The sequence below is a fragment of the Bartonella sp. OD88NMGDW genome (assembly GCF_042193775.1).
Taxonomy (GTDB): domain Bacteria; phylum Pseudomonadota; class Alphaproteobacteria; order Rhizobiales; family Rhizobiaceae; genus Bartonella; species Bartonella grahamii.
The window spans coordinates 356,789-381,865 of the sequence record NZ_JBHIMA010000001.1 but is presented as its reverse complement, the minus strand read 5'-3'; the positions used below and the strand labels follow the sequence as shown (position 1 = coordinate 381,865).

Genomic DNA, 25,077 nt, shown 5'->3' with positions numbered 1-25,077 from the left:
ACAATATCATGCTGATACATTTTCTTTATCTTCTGCACGTTCTGAGTAAATATAAAGAGGACGCGCTTTCCCATCAACGACATCACTCGAAATAACCACTTTTTGAACGCCTTCAAGAGCCGGTAGCTCAAACATCGTCTCAAGAAGGATCTTCTCCATAATTGAACGTAAACCACGAGCACCAGTTTTACGTTCAATTGCTTTCTTCGCAATAACACGTAAAGCATCTTCATGAAATGCTAATTCGACATTCTCCATTTCAAAAAGACGCTGATATTGCTTTACTAACGCATTTTTAGGTTGTGATAAAATTTGCATGAGGGCGTTAACATCTAAATCCTCTAAGGTAGCGACTATAGGAAGGCGCCCAATAAATTCTGGTATTAGACCAAATTTTATAAGATCTTCAGGCTCTAAATCACGAAAAATTTCACCGACACAACGCTCATCAGGAGCCTTAACGGTCGCAGAAAAACCAATAGAAGTTTTTTCACCACGTCCTGAAATAATCCGTTCTAAACCTGCAAAAGCTCCCCCACAAATGAATAAGATGTTTGTGGTATCAACCTGAAGAAACTCTTGTTGCGGATGCTTACGTCCACCTTGAGGAGGAACAGAAGCAATCGTTCCTTCCATAATTTTTAATAACGCTTGCTGAACCCCTTCCCCCGAAACATCTCTTGTAATAGAAGGATTGTCAGCCTTACGAGAAATCTTATCAACCTCATCAATATAAACAATACCACGCTGCGCACGTTCAACATTATAATCTGCTGCTTGAAGAAGCTTCAAAATAATATTTTCAACATCTTCACCCACATAACCCGCTTCAGTCAAGGTGGTCGCATCCGCCATCGTAAAAGGCACATCAATAATACGTGCTAATGTTTGTGCAAGATAAGTTTTACCACAGCCCGTTGGACCAACAAGAAGAATATTTGATTTAGCCAACTCAATATCATTGCTTTTAGACTGATGCGCCAACCGTTTATAATGATTATGAACAGCAACAGAAAGAACACGCTTTGCATGCTGCTGACCAATAACATAATCATCAAGAACTGTTATAATTTCCTGTGGCGTAGGAACACCATCACGCACCTTAACCCCAGAAGACTTATTTTCTTCCCGAATAATATCCATGCAAAGCTCTACACATTCATCACAGATAAATACAGTAGGCCCCGCAATGAGCTTACGCACCTCATGCTGACTCTTGCCGCAGAACGAGCAATAGAGAGTATTTTTTGATTCGTTCCCGCTATTGCTAATTTTGCTCATTTTTCTTTCCTTTCACCACGATATATGAATACTTTGCCTTTTCAAAGGAAGCTTTTCATCATGAAAACTAAAAGACATATAGAAAACCATGCATGTCTCAATCTTTTTAGGTGTTTGTCTTATTTTGCGATATTTTTTATAAAACTCTGTGATTTAAAGTAGCTGTTTTTTCTATAAAAACTCTTAATCTTTTTCTTCTTTTTCAGTTTCTGCACGATATTGTATAACATCATCAACTAAGCCAAACGCTTTGGCTTCTTCTGCTGTCATAAAATGATCGCGATCGAGAGTTCTCTCAATAATCTCATAATCTTGACCTGTATGTTGAACATAAATTTCATTTAAACGCCGTTTCATCTTTATAATGTCTTGCGCATGTCGCTCAATATCTGAAGCTTGACCTTGAAAACCACCAGATGGTTGATGCACCATAATACGTGCGTTTGGCAATGTAAAACGATGACCTTTTGCTCCAGCTGTTAACAATAAAGACCCCATAGATGCCGCCTGCCCCATGCAAAGCGTAGAAACAGGAGGGCGAATAAACTGCATAGTATCATAAATAGCCATACCAGATGTTACGACACCACCTGGAGAATTAATATAAAGACTAATTTCTTTTTTAGGATTTTCCGCTTCCAAGAAAAGCAATTGTGCACAAACAAGCATTGCCATACCATCTTCGACAGGACCATTAATAAAAATAATCCGCTCCTTTAAAAGACGGGAAAAAATATCATAGGCCCGTTCACCACGATTGGTTTGTTCAATAACCATAGGAACAAGGCTTAATGCTGTTTTCATTGGATCACTCATATTTTTACTTTCCGTTCATATAACAACCGCTCTTTACACATTCAATGTTTTTATCCATATGTTAACATTACTCTCTTGCGCAAGCTACAATCAAGAGCTATTTAAGGTAGATTAAAATCTCAATAGTTAAAATAGCAATAATAACTCTATCTAAACAAATGATGAACATCAGGGATGCGAGATACCGCCCAATGGTAAAAACTTCCTTCCTGAGGTCTTTTCGTGGTCTTTGTCTTTCTGTGAATATGAAAGCCTATCAAGCGTGAATCTGTAAGCGGCTTTATGCCAAAAGCTGGTTCAAAAATACGTTCAGTTTTTCGCCCAGTCCAATAATAAAAAGTTTCCTTTTCCTTTGCTTCATGAAAAAAACCATATCGTTTTGCTAATCGTGAAATACCATCATTGCCAAATATCGTAACACCAAGACTTCCCGGTAAAATCGGCATTTTTTTTCTCTTTAACCAGAATGGTCTCCAAATACGACGCTTAAATCCAAGCCAATGAGGAATAATTTCTGTGCCTGCCCAATAATCTTCAAATATTTTTATAATAGGGTTATTGGGCGGAAAATAAAGTGCAGAAACGCCTACTCTTGTATTATTTTCTCTTGCCAACCAAACCTTATCCGCATCTGGATGAAATTGTTTAACAAGGTAAACATCTGTATCTAACCAAACACCTTGTTGATATTTCATCAGCATAACACGAAAAAAATCCGAAAACTGAACAATTGTACACCCTGGTTTATTATCAGAAAAATCGGGGTCAAGGCGATAAATTGCTGAGCGTGGTAAAATTGATTCGGCTTCATGCAACTCAACACCGGCAGGAAGATTATCTATTTTTTTATCATAACTAAAAAGCTTAACGCGCTGTCCAGTTTTAACCATTGAGGACAAACAAAGCCTATCCACCAATCTTAATTGTCCACTATACCAAAAAGTACAAATATCCATAGATAATATATCAAAAATATTCTAAACTTACGCGAAAGAGTTGTTCAACATCACGAACCCTATCAGCAAGAGCAAAAATCACTATTCTATCACCAGACAAAATGCGCGTATCTGCCGAAAGTTGTATTATTGTCTTATTGCGATAAATTGCACCAATTCTCAAACCATCTGATAAATTGAGCTCTGATAATGACTTACCAACCAATGAAGATGTTTGCATCACTTCAGCTTCAATAATTTCTGCTCGGCCATTAAAAACTGAATGAACAGAACGAATACGTCCACGGCGCATTTGTTGCAAAATTCTCGATATTGTAACGCTATGGGGATTAAGATATGCATCCACACCAACAGCACGACTAAATTCTTGATAGGCAACATTATTAATCAATACCATATTGGCTTTGCAGCCCAATCTTTTAGCAATAATAGCGCTTAAGAGATTAACCTGATCTTGATTGGTCAATGTAATCATTAAATCGGACTGATCAATTCCCGCATCTTGAAGAATCACTGGATCTAACACGTTACCGTATAAAACTGTTGTTTTTTCAAGCTGATCAGCAATCGTGAGAGCTCTTTCTCTATGCGATTCTATAATCTTCAATTTTAATTTATGGAAACGCTTTTCAATAGCCTGTGCAACATAAAGGCCAATGTGACCGCCTCCTGCAATAATCATGCGGTGGGCATCTTGTTCTTTATGACCAAAAAGCCCAACAGCACGGCGCATTTGATCACGAGCAACAACAAGATAGGTTATATCACCAACGCGTAATTGCGTTTCTGAATGTGCAACCAATAATTCCGCGCCACGTTTAATAGCGGTAACCGTCGTATGAAGATCTGGAAAAAGCTCTGTTAATTGACGCAAAGGTGTATTAATAACTGGACAATCTTCCATGCATTCCAAGGCTAGCGCAACAACATCATCATTACAAAAATAAAGAACATCTATTGCACCAGGTAAAGCAATACGGCGCAAAACCATTTCCCCAACTTCAACTTCTGGCGAAATAACCACATCAATGGGAATATTCTCTCTGGAAAAAAGCGTCTTATAACGTGGTTCTAAATAAGATTGTGAACGAATACGAGCAATTTTTGTGGGCACATTAAATAATGAATGTGCTACTTGACAAGCTACCATATTGACTTCATCAAACAAAGTGACAGCAATCAACATATCAGCTTTGTCTGCATCTGCAGCCAAAAGAACTTCAGGACGTGAACCGTGACCAACAAAACCTCTCACATCCAATGTATCGCGAATCTTTTCAATTAATCTCGTTTCAATATCAATAACAGTAACATCGTGATTTTCAGCAGCAAGACGCTCTGCTATCCCATACCCAACCTGTCCTGCTCCGCAAATAATAACACGCATCGCTTTAAGAAACTCCAAGCGCTTTAAGTTTACGGTGCAAAGCTGAACGCTCCATGCCTATAAATTCAGCAGTACGTGATATATTTCCACCCAAACGCCCAATCTGTGCCACTAAATATCTCTTTTCAAACAATTCTCGTGCTTCACGTAACGGCAAATCCATTATACTTTCATCTGAATCCATTTGAAGACGTGGCAAAGAATCACTTACTTCACTGGGAAGAAAGTCCGCTGTTATAGGACCATCACCATCCCGCACAAGAATAAGAAGACGCTCAATATTATTGCGTAATTGCCGCACATTACCCGGCCAAGCATGCGTTTGCAAAATAGCAATCACATCATCACTGATTGCACGCGGTTTAATCCCAACCTGCTGTGATATTGTTTTTACAAAATGATGTACAAGTTCTGGAATGTCTTCACGACGCGCTGAAAGGGGCGGAACAGCAATAGGAACAACCGAAAGACGGTGGAAAAGATCTTCTCTAAAGCGCCCATCAGAAATGAGGTTTTCAAGATTTTGCGCTGTCGAAGAAATAATACGCACATCCACTTTAACACGTTTTGTGCCGCCAACTCTTTCAAATGTCTGCCCCGTTAACACCCGAAGAATCTTACCTTGAGTCTCACGTGGCATGTCAGCAATTTCATCAAGATATAATATACCGCCATGAGCTTCCTCTAAGGCACCGATCTTGCGCTCTCTTCCTTCCATTTCACTGCCAAACAGCTCTATTTCCATTCTTTCCGGAGTAATCGTTGCAGCATTTATTGTAACAAATGGCCCATTCGAACGCGTTGAGAGCGCATGAATAGTTCGTGCAACAGTTTCTTTTCCTGCCCCTGAAGGACCTGTTATCATGACGCGACTATTGGTTGGTGCTACTTTTTCTATGATTTGACGCAAATTTTTTACAACTGTCGATTTTCCGAGCAACTCTAATGTCTCGTTCGAACGCTTTCGCAATTCTAAAAGCTCACGTTTTAAATTTGAGTTTTCAAGTGTTCTCTCTGCAACCAATACAAGTCTATCAGCTTTAAAAGGTTTTTCAATGAAATCATATGCCCCTCGCTTTATAGCGGAAACAGCCGTCTCAATATTACCATGACCAGAGATCATAACGACCGGAAGAGCCGGATATTGCGTTTTAATTTCATCAAGCAATGCTAAACCATCAAGACGACTACCCTGTAGCCAAATATCCAAAAAAATGAGCTTTGGAATACGCTCACTAATTTGAGCCAATGCTTCATCAGAGTTACAAGCAACACGCGTTTCATAACCTTCATCATCTAAAATACCAGCAACAAGCTCACGAATATCTGCTTCATCATCAACAATCAAGATATCTGATACCATACTATTCCCCTATCTTATGATTTATGGCTTGTATAATACTACCCTGCTTACCCCCATCCGCCGGAAATATCAAACGGATCATCGCACCACGACCTTCATAAAAACTCTCCGGTGCATCATGAAGCTCCATGGAACCACCGTGATCTTCAATAACTTTGCGCACAATGGCTAACCCGAGCCCTGTTCCTTTTTCCCGCGTTGTTATATAGGGCTCTAATAACTTTTGTCTTTGCTCTTTAGGAAGTCCTTTCCCATTATCAACAACATCCACAACCACCCATTCCTCTTGACGATAAGAACGGACAAGAATATGACCGTGAATATTTTCCTCTCGCACAACTGAATCTATGGATTCGCTCGCGTTTTTGATAACATTGCAAAAAGCTTGTACAATGAGACGGTTATCAAATGCACCCATAAGTGGTAGACTTCCTAAATCTTGCTCAAAATGAATATCATGTCGTGTCACTTCTATCAAGAAACATGCTTCGCGCAACAATTCTCGTATATCTAAAATATGCATTTGTGGTTTGGGCATACGTGCAAAAGAGGAAAACTCATCAACCATACGCCCAATATCTCCAACCTGTCGAATAATTGTCTCAATACACCGCTCAAAGACCTCTCTATCTTGTGTAATAACTTTGTTATAACGTTTACGAATGCGTTCGGCGGATAACTGAATGGGTGTGAGGGGATTTTTTATTTCGTGTGCAATACGCCGTGCAATATCCGCCCACGCCGCTGTACGTTGCGCTGCAACAAGGTCTGTAATATCATCAATTGTTAGAACCCAAGATTGCCCCTGTCCATCATCCTCTTCCATCGTAACTTGGACATTACAGACACGCTCTTTTCCTGCAACGTTTAAAGTAACCTGCTCACGATGATTTTTACGATCCAATGAACGTGCAAACTGAAAAACCTGCCAAATTTCAGCACTTAAAGATAAAAGACTTTGTCCAACAACGTGTTCAGAGCGAATATCAAACATCGCTTCAATAGATCGATTAATAATTGTAATATCACCATTATCATCTATACCAGCTACTCCTGCTGTTACACCCGATAACACTGCTTCAGAAAAACGCCTTCTCTCATCAATTTGATCACGCACTGCAATCAACTCATTGCGCCGACTTTTCAATTCACTAACCATGTAATTAAAAGTTTTGGATAATTGCCCAATATCCCCATCTTTTGCTCGTACTGGCACAAAAATTTCCATATTTCCAGTAGCAACATCATCAGCTGCACTAATGAGAAGACGAATAGGACGTACTAAGCGATCAGCGACAGCAATAGCGGCCCAAATAGCTGATAAGAATAAACTAAAAAAAAGACATAAATAAAGCATACCAAATGCAATTTGCGTCAGCAGGCGATTTTCATTTAAATCACGATAACGATCTGTATTGACTTCTGTCAAACGCAAAGCAGATAAAACACCTTTATCAACGTCACGCACCAAATATAGAAATGTGTTTGGAATGTTGGTAAATTTTAAAATAATACCAAAATAATCATGCACGCCTGGTTGAAAAGAAAAAGGCCTCGCACTGGTTGCACGTTCAATAAGATTGGAAGGAGGAATTGGCAGTTTATCTTCATCACCAAGAGCACTCGATATAAAAATAGCTCCGCTAGAACTTAACAAAAATGCGCCACGCAAATTGCGTCCTATAGCATGGCGCGTCAATTGCATCCTATATTCAGCTGGATTACGTTCTAAGAGTTTTTTGTTATCAAGTGCAAATGCCATCGCGTAGGATAAATTTTTTAAATTTTGAAGCATTTCATCTGCATAAGCATTTGCTAAATCAATAGAAGAGCCCACAATTTGCCGCGTTGTTGTATCAAACCATCGATCAAGTCCCAAATTTAGTGCTGGACCCGATACAAGAGCTACAGCAACAGCTGGCATTGTTGCAACAAGTGCAAACAATGAAATAAGGCGCACATGAAGACGCGACCCTGCACGCCTTGAACGCCAAGCACGAATGATCGGAATCATCTCATAAAAAACGATGACAATAAGCCCTAAAACCCAAAAACTATTAATCCCTATAAGAATAAGAGTTACTGTTCTACTGGGAACAACAGGGGTTAATCCAATAAGAATAATAAATGAAACAGAGGCCGTAAGTAAAGCCAATACAATAATTGTAATCCCTAAAAAAATATATACCTTACTTAAACGATACAACTCATCGTTATAAGTATTTTTATCTATGTCTTGAAGATTCGTCACAGATGTTATATTCGTCATGAGCTTACATACCCTTATCCCATTATTCTCATATAACCTTTTGTAGCAAAAATTGACAATACTAATACTACATTTAAAATAGAGCAAATATAGTCAACGAGAAAGAACTTCTACATTTTGCAAAATATCTTTAAAATAAACTGTGTTCGACGATACTTTACGAAGGAAATGAGATGCGATTAACAAAACAAACAAATTATGCTCTTCGAATGCTCATGTATTGTGCAGATAATCAGGGAACTCTCAGTCGTGTTCCAGAAATTGCTAAAGCATATGCCGTTTCAGAACTTTTTTTATTTAAAATCCTTCAGCTGCTTGTTCAAGCAGGTTTTATACAAACAGTGCGTGGACGCAATGGTGGAGTTAGATTGGCGAAACCCGCAGCAGAGATTTCAGTCGCTGATGTTGTGAAAGTAACAGAAGATAACTTTTCCCTAGCAGAATGTTTCGATACTGCAGAACCAACTTGCCCCTTGATCGATTTTTGTGGTTTAAATACCGCACTTCAAAAAGCATTAAATGCTTTTTTTGAGGTGTTATCCGTGATATCCCTTGCTGATCTACAACAACCATCCTTTCAAAATCATTTTAAAATTAATGACAAAAAGGCAAACTAAGATTATAATACAAGGAGATTAGGTATTTCTATTGCAGCAATAATATTAGCCGCTGGACGTGGTGAAAGAGCAGGATCTCCCCATGAAATTCCAAAACAATATCGGCTTCTAGGACAAAAGCCGATTATTTATCATACCGTGCATTGTTTTTTGCAGCATCCATCTATCACAACAATTATCCTTGTTATTCATCCAGAAGATCGTCAAATCTGTGAACAAGCTATTGGTGATTTTAAAGAGCGCCTTATTATCGTTGAAGGAGGCAATACACGTCAAATCTCTACCTTAAATGGACTTCAGGCACTCAAAAAATTCAATCTCCAATATGTGCATATTCATGATGGTGCACGCCCCTTTATCGAAAACAAGCTTCTTGATAACATTCACAATACAATCACCCCTCAAGAAGGTGTTCTTCCTGTTCTTCCCATCTCTGATACCCTTAAACGTGTAAATAATCAGCATGTTTTAGAAACAATTCCCCGTACCCATCTTTATAGTGCACAAACTCCACAGTGTTTTCCCTTTGAACATATCTTAGCGGCCCATAAGCAAGCAAAACAAGCTTGCAAAAAAGAATTCACTGACGATTCTGCGATTGCCGAATGGTTTGGAATTCCTATGCGTATCGTTCCTGGGGATCCTAACAACATAAAAATTACATGGCATGAAGATTTTAATACCGCACATTTATATCTCCAAAAGAAAATGCAAATGTTTCCTGATATCCGCACCGGCAATGGTTATGATGTTCACTCTTTCGAGGAAGGTGACTTTCTTATTTTATGTGGTATAAAAATCCCTTTTCATAAAAAATTAAATGGACACTCCGATGCAGATGTTGCTCTTCACGCGCTAACAGATGCCCTGCTCGCTACGCGAGGTGCTGGAGATATTGGCACACATTTCCCTCCCTCTGATCCCCAATGGAAAAATGCATCATCAGAAATTTTTCTCCGTCATGCTCTTGATATTCTAAAACAAGCAGGTGGTCGTATCGCCAATGTTGATATCACAATTATCGCTGAAAATCCTAAAATTGGTCCCTATCGTCATGCCATGACAGAAAATCTTATGACAATACTTTCAATGACACCTGATCGAATCTCTATCAAAGCAACAACAAATGAAAGGCTTGGATTTATTGGTCGTGGTGAAGGAATTGCTGCTCTTGCAACAGCGAGCGTTCTTTATTCAGGAGAACTTCCCCAATGACATATCTTTGTGAAAAACAAGCACATGAAGTCCTTAATATCTTTCGCCAAAAAGGTTTGCTGTTAACAACTGTAGAGTCTTGTACAGGAGGACTCATTGCTGCAAGCCTCACAAATATTGCAGGCTCGTCAGATGTTCTCGATTGTGGATTTGTTGTTTATTCAAATGAATCTAAAACACGCCTTGTTGGCGTTTGTGCTGAACTTATAAAAACCTATGGCGCCGTTTCAAAAGAAGTTGCTCTTGCAATGGCTGAGGGTGGATTAAAACATTCACAAGCTGACATTGCAGTCTCTGTAACAGGAATTGCTGGTCCAGGAGGAGAAAGTCTTGATAAACCTGTAGGACTTGTGCATTGCGCAGTTGCTTACAAAAATCATAAAACTCTGCACAAAGAAATGCACTTTGGTCATCTTAACCGCAATGCTATCCGCCATGCAACTGTTGAAAATGTTTTTAAAATGATTCTGGAATTGCTTCACTGAATTCCCCATACTAATTTCAAAGCTCTCTATTCCACATTGAGTCTATAATCGTCAACATCTTGAAAAAATGATTTATTGCACCACAACTTTCAGTTGAATTAATCAAATTTATTCACTTGCACGCCACAAGAAAAAAACTGTATAAATAAAATGATTGAAGAAAAGGATACTTGTACCTCTCTCAAATGCTAAGAGCTCGCGCAACATCTCGAGAGATGGCAAATAAATGGTGCAGGCTGACTTCTTCATAAGTATAAAGATGTTGATTTATATACTTTTACGAGTATCTATACTATTTATTATGAAATGGGTATGACGCAAGCATGTCCTATTTGGGCGTTTTGTTTGGATATGCCTCTATTAAAAAAGAGAAACAAAAGCGTGAAGCTGTGCATCATCTTCATCATTTAAAATGATATTCCTTTAATATGCTTTTCAAAGCTGAAAAAGATGAATTAAAACAAATAGTAAAGATGGAAACCAGTTTTCACCTTCACGCCGTTATAAGCAATACGTATTGTTAAAAAATAACAGAATAGACTATGTTATCGTAGAGCCATAAATCTGATGCGCACGCTTCTCAAAAGCGTCGGTGAATTTACGAAACGCAATATCAAACATTGAGCCCATCACTAATCCAAGCGTTTTACTTTTAAATTCATAATCAATAAAAAACTCTACATTACATGCATTGGTATTTTCAATATCATGAAAGGACCAACGATTTTCAAGATATTTGAATGGACCATCAATATATTTAACTTCTATAAGATTTTTTTCCGGCTGAAGAAATACTTGAGTCGTAAAAGTTTCACGGATAATCTTATAGCCAACGGTCATATCCGCAAGAAGCAACATTTTTTTCCCATACTCTTTTCGAGAACGTACTATTAAAGACTCACACATTGGTAAAAATTCAGGATAACGCTCAATATCTGAAACCAGCTCAAACATTTCACTGGCACTATGGGTGATCTGCCGATGTATTGTAAAAATCGGCATAATTATCTCTGTAAGGAAAATTTTTCATCACGCGCTTTTTGCAAAATAGCAAAATCATCTCCAGCATGATGAGATGAACGTGTCAGAGGATTGGAGGCCATATGTAAAAATCCTTTTACTTTACCAATCTTGGCAAAAGACTCAAATTCTTCAGGAGGCACAAAACGAACAACTGGATGATGTTTTCGTGTAGGCTGCAAATATTGTCCAATCGTCATAAAGTCAACATCAGCAGAGCGCAAATCATCCATCAATTGCAAAATTTCATTTCGCTCCTCCCCAAGACCAACCATAATTCCCGATTTTGTAAAAATTGTTGGATCAAGTTCTTTAACGCGTTGTAATAAACGAATTGAATGAAAATAACGTGCCCCTGGACGAACCTTCAAATATTTAGAAGGAACTGTTTCTAAGTTATGATTAAAAACATCAGGCTTAGCAGCAACAACAACTTCTAAAGCGCCATCCTTATGACGAAAATCAGGTGTCAGAACTTCAATTGTTGTTTTAGGAGTTTTTTGACGAATCGCATAAATAACTTTTGCAAAATGCTCAGCACCACCATCAGCAAGATCATCACGATCAACAGATGTAATGACAACATGTTTTAATTCCATCCGTGCAACAGCATCGGCTACACGTTCTGGCTCATTATCATCAACGGCAAGTGGAATACCTGTTGCAACGTTACAAAAAGCACAAGCACGCGTACATATTTCACCTAAAATCATAAAGCTAGCATGCCGCTGGCTCCAACATTCGCCAATATTAGGGCAACCAGCTTCTTCACATACAGTCACTAACTTATGCGTACGTACAATACCATGTGTTTCCTTATAAATTGGCGATGTTGGCGCTTTTACACGAATCCAATCTGGCTTTTTTTGAACGCTTGTATCAGGACGATGTGCCTTTTCAGGATGACGCAAACGTCTATTTGTAACTCTATCAACAACCGTAACCATTTAAGCCTTTGCCTTATAAATACGAAGTAACAATCAAAAATATAAAATCTTTCATACAATCCAGTCATCAAGCGTTTAAAACTTGACCATAAGCATCCAATACACTTTCTTTCATCATTTCCGATAAAGTCGGATGTGGAAAGACAGTATGCATTAATTCTTCTTCTGTTGTTTCAAGATTCATAGCAATAACAAAACCCTGTATCAATTCTGTTACCTCAGCCCCTACCATATGGGCCCCAAGAAGCTGTCCTGTTTTTTTATCAAAAATTGTTTTTACTAACCCCTGATCTTCACCCAAAGCAATCGCCTTGCCATTCGCAGCAAAAGAATAACGACCAATACGTATATCATAACCTGCTTCTTTTGCTGTAGCTTCTGAAAGCCCTACAGAGGCAACCTGTGGTGTACAATATGTACACCCTGGAATTTTTCTTTTATCAAGCGGATGAGCATTCTTTAAACCTGCAAGATGCTCAATACATATCACACCTTCTTCTTCTGCTTTATGTGCCAACATAGGAGGACCTGCTACATCACCAATAGCATAAATGCCTTCCACCCCCGTCCAACTCCATTCATCGGTTACAATGCACCCGCGATCGGTTTTTATTCCCAAAGCTTCTAAACCAAGATTCTCAATATTACCTTGCACCCCAACAGCCGAAATCAACCGGTCAACAGTCATTGACTCTATTTTACCTTGAACATCAATATGTACAGTCACAGAATCAGAAGATTTTTCAACCTTTGTTACTTTTGCTTGACGAAGAATGCGTAAACCTTTTTTCTCTAACTGTTTACAAGCAAACGTTGAAATTTCAATATCTTCAGCAGGCATGATGTGGGGCATCATTTCAACAACAGTTACTGTCGCCCCCATATCACAATAAAAAGAGGCAAATTCAATGCCAATAGCCCCAGACCCTATAACCAAAAGCGATTTTGGCATTGCTGGCGGTATCATAGCTTCAAAATAAGTCCAAATGAGTTTTCCATCTGGCTCAATACCAGGAAGGACACGAGGACGTGCACCCGTTGCAATAATGATATGCTTTGCTTGATATGTTCCCTCCCCTAACGTCCCTTTAGGGACTGGATTTTGCGGTTGCATAATCGGTTTGGAGGATGAAGAAACCATAATTTCCGCAGGATGGCTTCTCTTCGCTTCTTTAGTAAGCTTTGCTTCACCCCAGATAATATCAATTTTGTTTTTTTTCATTAAAAAATCAACACCAGCATTTAAACGTGCTGAAACACCGCGTGAACGTGCCACAACATCTTTGATGTTTGCCTCAATTGAACCATTAATTTTTAGTCCATAATTTTTTGCATGTTCAGCAAAATGTTTCATTTCCGCTGAACGTAGAAGGGCCTTTGTTGGAATACACCCCCAATTTAAACAGATCCCTCCCAAATGTTCACGTTCAACAATCGCAGTCTTAAAACCACATTGTGCTGCACGAATTGCGGTTACATATCCGCCTGGACCTGATCCAATCACAATTACATCATAAAGATTTGCCACAGTAATTCCTCCATGGATATATATAAAACGGATATGCATTTTTTGAACTTAAAACTGCAAAACAACATCACAGAATTATCTTATGTCTTTTTCTTTAAGCTTCACGTAAATGCTTTACCCAAACTAGAAATAGCAATAACATTGCTCTTCAAACTCTTAAATTTGTTTTTATTCTCTTAACACACTCTCTCACAATTTACGTGAAGAACTGTTAAACAGTTCAAACCAACATTGCTAATGGATTTTCAATCATCTTCTTAAAAGCCCGCGCGAGCTCTGCGGCTAAAGCACCATCGACAGCACGATGATCCGCAGAAATTGTAACTGACATAACTGTCGCAACAACTAATGCACCATTTTTAACAACGGCGCGTTCTTCCCCTGCACCAATCGCAAAAATCGTCGCATGCGGTGGATTAAGGATAGCCGAAAAACTTTTTATACCATACATCCCCATATTTGATACAGCTGTTGTTCCACCCTGATATTCTTCCATTTTTAACTTGCCCTCACGCGCACGCTTTGCAAAATCCTTCATCTCTTTGGAAATAAGTGATAACGGCTTTTCCTCTGCATGGCGAATAATCGGCGTAATTAATCCATTGGGAATAGAAACAGCAACCCCAACATCACAATGTTTATGATGAAGCATTCCGCCTTCAAGCCAAGAGACATTCGCATCAGGAACAGCTTTCAAAGAAAGTGCGACAGCTTTGATCACCATATCATTAACAGAAAGCTTATAAGTAGGCTGAGTTTCTTCCTGCCCCTTAATCATTGGTGCAGCAGCATTCAGTTGTGTACGCAGTGCTAACAGCGCATCAAGTTCACAATCTACCGTTACATAGAAATGTGGAACTCTCTGTTTTGATTCCATCAAACGTGTTGCGATTGTTTTACGCATATTATTATGGGGTGCGAAGGTATATTCATCCTCTTTAAAGAGTTTCAGTATCTGTTTGTCAGAAGCACCTGTAGCTACTAGCTCCCCTATTTGTGATGAATAAGACACTTTAGAAATATCACTACTCACAGCTTTTTCTACATCGCGCTTGATAATACGCCCATGCGGACCACTTCCAGAAATAAGGGATAAATCAAGGCCTTCCTGAGATGCTAATCGCCGCGCTAAGGGAGAGGCAAAAAGACGCGCTACCTTTTTATCTTGCTGTATTAATTGCTGAGCTGATGATTCATGAGACATTTTTGTACCCTTTGAGTCCGTCTGTTTCAGAGAATCTGTCTGTTTTACGCGCTCTGGTTCTTGTTTTGTAGAAGAAGAGATTTCTTCTGAAACTTTTGCCGCTTCAGCTAAATCTTCACCTTCTTCTGCTAAAACAACAATTAAAGCATTTACTTTAACGCCTTGTGTTCCAGCAGGAACAACAATTTTGGCAACCCTACCTTCATCAACGGCTTCGACTTCCATTGTCGCTTTATCCGTCTCAATCTCAGCAATAACATCACCAGAGGAAACCTTATCTCCCTCCTTAATATTCCATTTTGTTAAATTTCCCTCTTCCATCGTAGGGGAAAGCGCTGGCATTGTAATTTTAATGGGCATTATGCTTTCCTCCGTTATGCTCTGTATGTCACAGCCTTAACGGCCTCAATAATCTCAGCAGTATTAGGCAAAGCCAACTTCTCAAGATTAGCAGCATAAGGCATCGGAACATCTTTACCAGAAATCGTAGCAATTGGCGCATCAAGATAATCAAAAGCCTGCTGCATAACACGCGTTGCTATTTCAGTTCCCACGGATGACTGAGGAAATCCCTCTTCAATCGTTACCAAACGACCTGTTTTTTTAACTGAAGAAAGAATTGTTGGAAGATCCATCGGGCGAATGGTTCGTAAATCAATCAATTCAACATCGATACCAAATTGTTCAATTTCCGGCAACGCTTGAACGGCATAATGCATTCCAATTCCACACGCGACAATCGTCACATCTTGTCCAGACTTATGAATACGCGCCTTACCAATAGGCAAAACAAAATCATCCAATTGAGGGACATCAAATTGATGCCCATACAAAATCTCATTTTCAAGAAAAATAATAGGATTATCATCACGAATAGCAGCTTTCAGCAAACCTTTTGCATCTGCAGCACTATAAGGCATGACAACTTTCAGACCTGGTACATGACTATACCATGCAGCATAGCATTGAGAATGTTGAGCACCAACACGGGCAGCCGCGCCATTGGGACCCCTAAAAACCATAGGAGCGGTCATTTGTCCACCAGACATATAACGTGTTTTGGCTGCTGAGTTAATAATTTGGTCCATCGCCTGCATCGCAAAATTAAATGTCATAAACTCGACAATAGGACGTAACCCTCCAAAAGCAGCCCCGACAGCCAGCCCAGCAAAGCCGTGCTCTGTAATTGGGGTATCAATAACTCGGCGTTCTCCGAATTCTTCCAACAAACCTTGACTAACCTTATAGGCACCTTGATATTGCGCGACCTCTTCCCCCATGAGAAAAACTTTTTCATCACGCCGCATTTCTTCAGCCAAAGCCTGATTAAGCGCTTCACGAACTGTCATTGTAACCATTTGTGTTCCCGCTGGAATATCAAAATTAGGAGATGTATCAAAAGTAGAAGCAGACTGCGGAACTGACGATGCCAGAGAAAGAGGAGATTCCTTAGTTTTTTTTGCTGTATCAGTAGGTTGCGAAATATCCTCAGCACGCTCACCTTCTTCTAACAAAATCGCAATAACAGTATTAACCTTTACGCCTTCAGAACCTTCAGGCACAAAAATTTTACCAAGAGTACCTTCATCAACGGCCTCTACTTCCATTGTAGCCTTATCCGTTTCAATTTCAGCAATAACATCGCCAGAGCTAACCTTATCACCTTCTCTCTTGAGCCATTTAGACAGTTTACCTTCTTCCATAGTTGGTGAAAGCGCCGGCATCAAAATATCAATAGACATACTTGCTTCCCTCGCATCAAACTAAAATATCAGTATAGAGCTCAGAAGCATCTGGCTCTTGATCACTTTGTGCAAAATCTGCCGCATCAGCAACAATTGCACGAACCTCTTTCTCAATAGATTTTAAATCATCTTCGTTCGCCCAATTTTTTTTAAGAATCCGACTTTTTACTTGATCAATCGGATCGTGCTCCTCTTTTATTTTTTGGACTTCTTCCTTTGAACGATATTTTGCTGGATCAGACATGGAATGACCACGATAGCGATAGGTCTGCATATCAAGAATGATCGGTCCTTTACCTGAGCGTGCCCAAGAAATCGCTTCATCAGCAGCTCCTTTTACTGATCGAACATCCATACCGTCAACAACAATACCTGGAATTTCAAAAGAAAGACCACGTCGGGAAAAATCAGTTTCTGCAGATGCACGTGAAACTGACGTTCCCATAGCATACTGATTATTTTCAATAATATAAACAACAGGAAGCTTCCAAAGTGAAGCCATATTAAAACTTTCGTAAACCTGCCCCTGATTTGCGGCACCATCACCAAAATAAACCAATGTCACATTATCTTTACCAAGGTACTGATTCGAAAATGCCAAACCTGAACCAATTGGAACCTGCGCACCAACAATACCATGTCCTCCATAAAAGTTCTTTTCTTTAGAGAACATATGCATCGAGCCACCTTTCCCTTTGGAAAAGCCACCTTGACGTCCCGTTAATTCTGCCATGACACCACGTGGGCTCATCCCAACGGCTAACATATGACCATGATCACGGTAAGACGTAATAACCTGATCACCTTCTTTTGCCGCTTTCAATGTTCCTATAACAACGGCTTCCTGACCAATATAAAGGTGACAAAATCCCCCAATAAGCCCCATACCATAAAGTTGTCCTGCTTTTTCTTCAAAACGGCGAATTAAAAGCATTTCACGATAAGCATCAATTTCTTCTTCTTTTGTAAAGTCTGCTATTGGTGCTTTCTTTGTGGTGCTTGATAATGCAGTGCGCGCCACCGACGCAGAATTTTTTTTAAGTCGTTCTGCCATATTAAACTCCCTTTTATGATTATTTAGGAATAACCTTTACGAACAAAAGTTACAAGCCTTATCAATCGGCTTAAACAATATCATTGCTGATTGTTGTTTAAAGTAAGCGATTTTTCATTTACCTTTGGTGTCATTTCAAGGTATTAAGATTGTCAGTTCATTTGGCTTAGAAAAGTTCAAATTCTTTCGGACATACTCATCCAGCATATCTTTTTCTATATGTCCATTGCGTAAAAGAGAAATACGCTTTTCCATGAATATCCGCTCAGCTTCTATTTTATGAAGCTCCTTTTCTAATTCGCTAATATGCTGATTAACTTCACTGCGTGAATACAATCCATACTCACCATGATAAATGTGATAACTGAAATAGCTTAAGACTCCCACCGTCATAAGAGGTAGTACAAAGCGCACTTTGATTGATCGACGTTTCTGCTTTGTCCACATAAAATAGCACAGTCTTTACAGCACAAATTTTTTAATATTTTGCCCAACTATGCACGATTTTGATTAATACCTCATTACCAAATCTATACACTCAAACAATTTGTTATTTTCAATTTACCCTCATCTTTGTCCCTAAAATTTCCTGTTAAATAAATATAAAATCAATCAATGCCCAAAGTATAGTTGTCAAAAACCCGATCCCCAGAAATAGTAGACCTATTACACTTAATAAGAAGCATTATAAGGCCCGATACAATTTTACCAACCATAAATTGATGAATCCCCAATGCACAAAAAAACAAGTAAACGATCGCTAGCATCACATTTAATTTTTGTGACTGACCTTCAACCGAGATAGGAAAAATAGATTTAATGGTATCCCTTCACAGACAAAATCAATGGTATCCCCTACCTTTGGTGTTTTTACCCTAAAAAATCTTCAGGCAAAAATTGATAACGCTTATCATCATCTCCAAAAACGAGATAAACCCTTTGATCTTGACCAATAATCGTACCTTTCATCTTTAACACCTATAAAGCTGCTCCTCATGTGTTATTCATAAAGAGATTATTTCTTTTTATAATATGTTGATTAACCTCACGGTGTAAATAAAATTTGTAGCAGCCGTGATAAACGTGAAATTAAAATAGTTTTGAGCTCCCCAATGAGCTAATGTTTTCTGCTGCTATAAGCAGCAATACAAAACACACCTTAGTGGATTTACGCCGTTGTTTTACCCACATAAAATAGCACAGTCTTTTTCAATACTTTTATTCAACTGTGCATATTTCTCTTAATATCTCACATTAAAGAAATAGAGTACAATAATCTTGCATTATGCAACTCAATATATTGATCGAAATAAAAAGTAAACTTAATTATTTTCTTTTTATTATAAAATTTTTACAAATCTGTAATCTGATTCCCATCTTTATCCGTAAATCTTCCAGCAACAATGACTATAAAATCAACAATTGCCCAAATACCGGTAATTATCAATCCAAACAATGATAAAGATAGAACCAGCATTAAAGCACCAGTCCGAACTTTACCAACCATAAAGCGATGAACACCAAAGATACCTGCAACCCAACAAAGCAGTGCGAACATTATCTTTGTGTTCTCTGTACCTGGTCTCAACAATGGGAAAACAGAACTGACAACACCTCCTTCACAGACAAAATCAACAGCATTACCAATCCTTGGTGGATTCTTTCCCAACCAATCCCAAGTCGCAAACTGATAACGTTTACCATCATCACCCGAAACGAGATAATTTCCTTGGTCTTGACTAATAATTATACCTCTCATATTAATCCCTATAAATTTAAACACTTAAAAATTATTGCGTATATGCCTTTGATAAAAAATCTCAATTTCATAGTCTAAATAATATCATACTCTCACACTCTTTGCTCGCAACTATACACGATATAAATCACCAGCATAACGCGCTTGGGCTCCTAGCATTTCTTCAATACGAATAAGTTGATTGTATTTTGCTAATCTATCCGAACGCGCAAGAGAACCTGTTTTAATTTGTCCACAATTCGTTGCAACCGCAAGATCTGCAATGAAAGAATCCTCTGTTTCGCCTGAACGATGAGATATAATGGCACGATAACCTGCTTTATGTGCTACTTCTACAGCATCAAGTGTTTCACTCAATGTACCAATTTGATTAACTTTTATGAGAATAGAATTGCCTACCCCCATTTTAATACCATCACGCAAACGTGCTGAATTCGTTACAAACAAATCATCGCCAACAAGCTGACATTTTTCTCCAATTGTGTCAGTGAGTAACTTCCAACCTTCCCAATCATCCTCTGCCATTCCATCTTCAATTGTAATAATAGGATAATTTTTCACAAGCTGCGCTAAATAATCTACCTGCTCTTGGATGTCACGGCATTTGCCCTCACCTTTATAAAAATACGAACCATTTTTATAAAATTCGGTTGAAGCACAGTCTAAACCAATGGCAATTTGTTCACCTGGTTTATAGCCACATATCATGATAGATTCCATAATAAAATCAATAGCTTGATCAGCACTTTTAAATTGAGGTGCAAAACCACCTTCATCACCAACATTGGTATTATAACCCGCATCTTTTAAACGCGTTTTCAATGCATGGAAAATCTCAGCGCCATAACGGATAGCTTCTCTTACAGTAGGAGCTCCTATAGGAATAATCATAAACTCTTGAAAATCAATCAAATTATCAGCATGAACGCCACCATTAATAATATTCATCATGGGGGTTGGAAGAATATGCGCTTGTGTACCACCAATATAACGATACAAAGGTAAATTTAATGAATCCGCAGCTGCTTTTGCAACAGCTAATGAAACACCAAGAAGTGCATTGGCACCAAGACGGGCTTTGTTTGGCGTTCCATCCAAAGCAATCATTGCTTGATCAATAGCAATTTGATTTGTTGCATCCCGCCCACCAAGTTCTTCAAGAATTTCGCCATTAACTGCAGCAACCGCTTTTTCAACACCTTTCCCTTGATAGCGCAAACCACCATCACGAAGCTCTATAGCCTCGTGTGCTCCTGTTGAAGCTCCCGATGGAACCAGAGCGCGACCAAAAGCTCCATTCTCCAAACGAACATCAACTTCTACCGTTGGATTACCACGGCTATCAAGAACTTCACGTCCAATGATATCGACAATTATAGTCATATGTGTTTCCTTATCCAATAAAAGTCTTGATTCATTTCTAATGTCCTATTAATGAAGTGTTTTTCTCTTCTCAATTCAACTTCTTTGACAGATAATCAAACTCCATTAAAGTCTCAAGCAATCTTTGTAAATTATCAAGTTTAACCATATTGGGTCCATCAGAAGGTGCATTATCTGGATCTTGATGTGTTTCTAAAAAAATACCAGCTACCCCAACAGAAACAGCTGCACGCGCTAAAATTTCAACAAATTGACGCTGTCCACCAGATGAAGCACCCTGCCCCCCAGGTTCTTGAACAGAATGCGTTGCATCAAAAATAACAGGAGCACCAAATGAACGTAAAATAGGCAATGAACGCATATCAGAAATAAGTCGGTTGTAACCAAATGACGTGCCTCGCTCACAAAGCATAACATTCGGATTACCACTGTAAACAACCTTTTTTAAAACATTCTCCATGTCCCACGGCGCTAAAAACTGACCTTTTTTAATGTTAATAACACAGTCTGTTTTGGCGGCTGCTACCAAAAGATCTGTTTGACGACATAAAAAAGCCGGTATTTGTAAAATATCAACCGTAGAAGAAACAATTGTACATTGCTCTTCTGTATGCACATCAGTTAGTACAGGGCAATTAAACTCTTTTTTTAAATCAGAAAAAACAGCCATTGCCTTTTCAAGACCAATACCACGTGCCGCACCCAAAGAAGTTCGGTTAGCTTTATCGTAACTCGATTTATAAACAAACCCGATACCAAGCTGATCGGTAATTGTTTTAATACGACCAGCCATTTCAAAAGCATGATCGCGACTTTCCATCTGACACGGCCCTGCAATTAATGAAAGAGGCATTTCATTTGAAAAAATAATATTTCCAACTTTCACACGGGCATTTGGTTTAGTCATTTTATCCCTCAAAAGCAAAGTAACCCAATTTATGCATTAAACTAATCGACTTTGTTCTACAGCGGCTTCAATAAAAGAAGAAAAAAGCGGGTGAGGATCAAAAGGACGAGATTTTAATTCTGGATGATATTGAACACCAATAAACCATGGATGATCTGCATATTCTATCGTTTCTGGTAAAATACCATCAGGAGACATCCCAGAAAAAATCAAACCACACTGTTCTAACTTATCCTTATAATCAATATTGACCTCATAACGATGACGATGTCGCTCGACAATCTTGGTTATCCCATAAATTTGAGCAATATGACTCTCTTCTTTTAATTCAGCAGCAAAAGCACCAAGACGCATTGATCCGCCGAGATCACCATTTCTTGTACGTTTTTCAAGAACGTCTCCTTTAAGCCATTCTGTCATTAAACCTACAATTGGATTTTCTGTTTCGCAAAACTCACTTGACGAAGCATTCTTAATCTGTGCAATATTGCGCGCAGCTTCTATACAAGCTAATTGCATCCCAAAACAAATCCCTAAAAATGGGACTTTACGCTCTCGTGCAAATTGAATTGCTCGAATCTTTCCTTCTGCCCCTCGTGCCCCAAAAGCACCTGGAACCAAAATTCCATGGGCTTTTTGTAAAGCTGAAACAGAATCTTCTTTTTCAAAAAGTTCCGAATCAATCCACTCAATATTAACTTTTACTTTATTCGCTAAACCACCATGTGCAATCGCTTCAATAAGAGATTTATAAGCATCCTTTAAACCCGTATATTTTCCTACAACAGCAATCGTAACTTCTCCTTCAGGATGGTGAATACGATGCGTAATATCTTCCCAACGATCCATCTGAGGGGAAGGTGCCGAATCGATTCCAAAAGCACAAAGAACTTCAGAATCCAAACCCTCCTTATGATATGCCATAGGAACATCATAAATTGTTGGCATATCTAATGCCTGAATGACTGCATTGGAGCGAACATTACAAAAAAGTGATAATTTGCACCGTTCTGTTTCTGGAATAGATCGGTCTGCACGTACAAGCAAAATATCAGGAGAAATACCAACTGCTTGCAATTCTTTGACAGAATGTTGTGTTGGTTTCGTTTTTAATTCACCTGCCGAAGGTATATAAGGCATTAATGTGAGATGGACATAAACGACACTTTGTCTTGGTAGCTCATTGCGAAGCTGACGAATCGCTTCTAGAAAAGGCATTGCTTCAATATCACCAACCGTTCCGCCTATCTCACACAAAACAAAATCAAATTCTTCATTTCCCATCGTAATGAATCTCTTAATTTCATCCGTAACATGAGGGATAACTTGGACTGTTGCCCCCAAATAATCACCACGCCGCTCTCGTTCAATGATATTGCGATAAATACGCCCTGTTGTGATATTATCTTGGCTATTTGCAGAACGCCCAGTAAAACGCTCATAATGACCAAGATCAAGATCCGTTTCTGCACCATCATCGGTCACAAATACTTCACCATGTTGATAAGGTGACATCGTACCTGGATCAACATTTAAATAAGGATCAAGTTTGCGAAGACGTACACGATAACCACGAGCCTGTAATAACGCTGCTAACGCCGCCGCTGCGATGCCTTTTCCAAGGGAAGAAACCACACCACCAGTAATAAAAACATAACGTGCCATGGGCTTATGGTGATAAGCAATTTATAATGATTTTTCCAGCAAAAAATGCAAAAAGAAACAATTTTTCTTCTAAAATAAAAAAGGTGAAAAAATCACCTTTTTAAAAAGTCTATATTTTCTTAAAAAACTATTTCGTACTGTTATCCGGAACTGTATTTTCAAGAACCGGTGGAACTGGACTTTCTGCTTCAGGATTTGCGGACTGTTTCTGTTCCTGCGGAGAATTCGAATTGCCTCCTAGCTGTTCAAGAATAGAAGGGGAAGAAGACTCACCATCTGATGATGGGACTGATTCTGATCCTTTATTGGTAGAATTCTGTTCTGAATTAACCGGTATACGCTTTAAAATATCAGAACTAGAATTTGATATATTACCCACCACGGTAAGCCCAATAGACACAACAAAAAAACAACAGGCTAAAATAGCAGTCAAACGTGTTAAAGGATTTCGAGATCCACGAGTTTTCATCAACCCTGAGCTATTACTCACACCTAGCCCACCACCTTCTGAAGGTTGGATTAATATAACACCAACCAGAGTAATCACAATCAACAAATGAATAACTATAAGTACTGTTTGCATAAACCCTGCTCTTCAAATAACTCTTTCATAGCTATTTACACATAAATAACACACAATCCAAGGAGAAACTAAAATTTCTCTACTATAGTTTACGACAAACATCGCAAATAGTTAAAAAATCAATCGCTTTTAAGCTTGCTCCACCTATTAAAGCACCATTAACATGAGGAATGCTTAAAAGCTCAAATGCATTGGATGGCTTTACGGACCCACCATAAAGCAGACGTATCTTATCGCCTTCATCACTAAAACGAGAGCGCACCTTATCACGAATGAAATGATGTACTTTTGCAATATCTTCTGGAGTCGCTGTATTGCCGGTGCCTATCGCCCAAACAGGTTCATAAGCGATAATGGTATTTTCTGCTGTTGCATCATCTGGTAAAGATTCTTCAAGCTGCTGCGTGAGAATATCTAGTACTTTATTATTATTACGCTCCTCCAATGTTTCACCAATACATACAAGAGCCACAAGACCTGCTCGCCACGCAGCTTGCACTTTGGCACAAACAATCGCATTATTTTCTTGGTACATTGTACGACGTTCTGAATGCCCAATGATGACATGACTTGCTCCTGCTTCTTTAAGCATAAAAGCTGAAATATCTCCAGTATAGGGACCATGATCATCAAAATGACAATTTTGTCCTCCCAAAAGGAGATTTTTGCCATCCAGCATATCAGAAGCACGGGATAAAAGCGTTGCTGGGACACAAATAAGCGCCTCAAAAAGATGACTGAGATCAGATCTAACGCCTGTAGCAATAGCACGCAACTCTCCAAGTGTTTCACCCGTTCCATTCATTTTCCAATTTCCAGCAAGAAAAGGCCGAGTATTTGGAGACATATTTTCACCTCAAGAGCTCTTACAATACATTGTTTATCTGTAGTTA

22 protein-coding genes are annotated in these 25,077 nt (G+C 38.8%); 3 read left to right on the top strand and 19 right to left on the bottom strand.

Annotated elements, in window-relative coordinates; genetic code table 11:
- Positions 1 to 6: 6 nt before the first annotated feature.
- The 6 genes from clpX to ACFIJR_RS01630 form a co-directional block, all read right to left on the bottom strand.
- Entirely contained in the window at positions 7 to 1,281 is a 1,275-nt protein-coding gene (gene clpX, locus ACFIJR_RS01655; protein ID WP_273723371.1) for an ATP-dependent Clp protease ATP-binding subunit ClpX, read from the bottom strand.
- Positions 1,282 to 1,464: 183 nt separating this feature from the next.
- A complete protein-coding gene (clpP, locus tag ACFIJR_RS01650; RefSeq protein ID WP_012755012.1) occupies positions 1,465 to 2,097 on the bottom strand; it encodes an ATP-dependent Clp endopeptidase proteolytic subunit ClpP in 633 nt (210 codons plus the stop codon).
- 146 nt (positions 2,098 to 2,243) lie between these two features.
- Complete coding sequence (locus ACFIJR_RS01645) at positions 2,244 to 3,053, bottom strand: hypothetical protein (protein WP_375625953.1); 810 nt, start codon at positions 3,051 to 3,053, stop codon at positions 2,244 to 2,246.
- Between the two features lie 10 nt (positions 3,054 to 3,063).
- A complete protein-coding gene (gene trkA / locus ACFIJR_RS01640) occupies positions 3,064 to 4,440 on the bottom strand; it encodes a Trk system potassium transporter TrkA (RefSeq protein ID WP_012755010.1) in 1,377 nt (458 codons plus the stop codon).
- 4 nt (positions 4,441 to 4,444) lie between these two features.
- Complete coding sequence (locus tag ACFIJR_RS01635) at positions 4,445 to 5,803, bottom strand: sigma-54 dependent transcriptional regulator (protein ID WP_012755009.1); 1,359 nt, start codon at positions 5,801 to 5,803, stop codon at positions 4,445 to 4,447.
- Between the two features lies 1 nt (position 5,804).
- Positions 5,805 to 8,072, bottom strand: coding sequence for an ATP-binding protein (locus ACFIJR_RS01630; RefSeq protein WP_375625950.1), 2,268 nt, complete (start codon positions 8,070 to 8,072; stop codon positions 5,805 to 5,807).
- Positions 8,073 to 8,245: 173 nt separating this feature from the next.
- Between ACFIJR_RS01630 and rirA the strand changes: the two genes are divergently transcribed.
- Genes rirA through ACFIJR_RS01615 form a run of 3 tightly spaced genes read left to right on the top strand, consistent with a single transcriptional unit; the run spans position 8,246 to position 10,389 of the window.
- Positions 8,246 to 8,689: an iron-responsive transcriptional regulator RirA gene (gene rirA, locus ACFIJR_RS01625; protein WP_273788340.1), complete on the top strand. Its 444-nt coding sequence runs from the start codon at positions 8,246 to 8,248 to the stop codon at positions 8,687 to 8,689.
- Between the two features lie 24 nt (positions 8,690 to 8,713).
- Positions 8,714 to 9,904, top strand: coding sequence for a bifunctional 2-C-methyl-D-erythritol 4-phosphate cytidylyltransferase/2-C-methyl-D-erythritol 2,4-cyclodiphosphate synthase (locus ACFIJR_RS01620; RefSeq protein ID WP_375651615.1), 1,191 nt, complete (start codon positions 8,714 to 8,716; stop codon positions 9,902 to 9,904).
- Positions 9,901 to 10,389 (top strand): CinA family protein, encoded by a 489-nt coding sequence (locus ACFIJR_RS01615; RefSeq protein ID WP_375624974.1) that lies wholly within the window; start codon positions 9,901 to 9,903, stop codon positions 10,387 to 10,389. The genes ACFIJR_RS01620 and ACFIJR_RS01615 overlap by 4 nt, the downstream gene beginning before the upstream one ends.
- 540 nt (positions 10,390 to 10,929) lie before the next feature.
- On the opposite strand, the gene ACFIJR_RS01610 is transcribed toward ACFIJR_RS01615, so the two are convergent.
- The 13 genes from ACFIJR_RS01610 to tpiA form a co-directional block, all read right to left on the bottom strand.
- A complete protein-coding gene (locus ACFIJR_RS01610) occupies positions 10,930 to 11,391 on the bottom strand; it encodes a type II toxin-antitoxin system RatA family toxin (RefSeq protein WP_273788342.1) in 462 nt (153 codons plus the stop codon).
- A 2-nt stretch (positions 11,392 to 11,393) separates the two neighbouring features.
- Positions 11,394 to 12,356: a lipoyl synthase gene (lipA, locus tag ACFIJR_RS01605; RefSeq protein ID WP_273723360.1), complete on the bottom strand. Its 963-nt coding sequence runs from the start codon at positions 12,354 to 12,356 to the stop codon at positions 11,394 to 11,396.
- A 67-nt stretch (positions 12,357 to 12,423) separates the two neighbouring features.
- Entirely contained in the window at positions 12,424 to 13,884 is a 1,461-nt protein-coding gene (gene lpdA / locus ACFIJR_RS01600) for a dihydrolipoyl dehydrogenase (RefSeq protein ID WP_375625945.1), read from the bottom strand.
- A gap of 220 nt (positions 13,885 to 14,104) precedes the next feature.
- A complete protein-coding gene (locus ACFIJR_RS01595; protein ID WP_375651536.1) occupies positions 14,105 to 15,448 on the bottom strand; it encodes a pyruvate dehydrogenase complex dihydrolipoamide acetyltransferase in 1,344 nt (447 codons plus the stop codon).
- Positions 15,449 to 15,462: 14 nt separating this feature from the next.
- The gene (locus ACFIJR_RS01590; protein WP_375651537.1) at positions 15,463 to 16,830 is read right to left on the bottom strand and encodes a pyruvate dehydrogenase complex E1 component subunit beta; all 1,368 of its coding nucleotides are present in this window, start codon (positions 16,828 to 16,830) and stop codon (positions 15,463 to 15,465) included.
- 16 nt (positions 16,831 to 16,846) lie between these two features.
- Positions 16,847 to 17,887 carry a pyruvate dehydrogenase (acetyl-transferring) E1 component subunit alpha gene (pdhA, locus tag ACFIJR_RS01585; protein WP_273788346.1) on the bottom strand — a complete coding sequence of 347 codons (1,041 nt, stop codon included), beginning with the start codon at positions 17,885 to 17,887 and terminating at the stop codon, positions 16,847 to 16,849.
- A gap of 135 nt (positions 17,888 to 18,022) precedes the next feature.
- Positions 18,023 to 18,334 carry a septum formation initiator family protein gene (locus ACFIJR_RS01580; RefSeq protein WP_012754998.1) on the bottom strand — a complete coding sequence of 104 codons (312 nt, stop codon included), beginning with the start codon at positions 18,332 to 18,334 and terminating at the stop codon, positions 18,023 to 18,025.
- Between the two features lie 904 nt (positions 18,335 to 19,238).
- Positions 19,239 to 19,646 (bottom strand): TM2 domain-containing protein, encoded by a 408-nt coding sequence (locus tag ACFIJR_RS01575; protein WP_375625937.1) that lies wholly within the window; start codon positions 19,644 to 19,646, stop codon positions 19,239 to 19,241.
- Positions 19,647 to 19,757: 111 nt separating this feature from the next.
- The gene (gene eno / locus ACFIJR_RS01570) at positions 19,758 to 21,029 is read right to left on the bottom strand and encodes a phosphopyruvate hydratase (RefSeq protein ID WP_375625935.1); all 1,272 of its coding nucleotides are present in this window, start codon (positions 21,027 to 21,029) and stop codon (positions 19,758 to 19,760) included.
- 70 nt (positions 21,030 to 21,099) lie between these two features.
- Positions 21,100 to 21,936 carry a 3-deoxy-8-phosphooctulonate synthase gene (gene kdsA, locus ACFIJR_RS01565; protein WP_375625933.1) on the bottom strand — a complete coding sequence of 279 codons (837 nt, stop codon included), beginning with the start codon at positions 21,934 to 21,936 and terminating at the stop codon, positions 21,100 to 21,102.
- Between the two features lie 36 nt (positions 21,937 to 21,972).
- The gene (locus tag ACFIJR_RS01560; RefSeq protein WP_375624988.1) at positions 21,973 to 23,601 is read right to left on the bottom strand and encodes a CTP synthase; all 1,629 of its coding nucleotides are present in this window, start codon (positions 23,599 to 23,601) and stop codon (positions 21,973 to 21,975) included.
- A gap of 127 nt (positions 23,602 to 23,728) precedes the next feature.
- On the bottom strand, positions 23,729 to 24,184 hold the full coding sequence (gene secG, locus ACFIJR_RS01555) for a preprotein translocase subunit SecG (protein WP_375625929.1): 456 nt from the start codon (positions 24,182 to 24,184) through the stop codon (positions 23,729 to 23,731).
- Positions 24,185 to 24,266: 82 nt separating this feature from the next.
- Positions 24,267 to 25,031 (bottom strand): triose-phosphate isomerase, encoded by a 765-nt coding sequence (gene tpiA / locus ACFIJR_RS01550; RefSeq protein WP_375624990.1) that lies wholly within the window; start codon positions 25,029 to 25,031, stop codon positions 24,267 to 24,269.
- Positions 25,032 to 25,077: the final 46 nt, after the last annotated feature.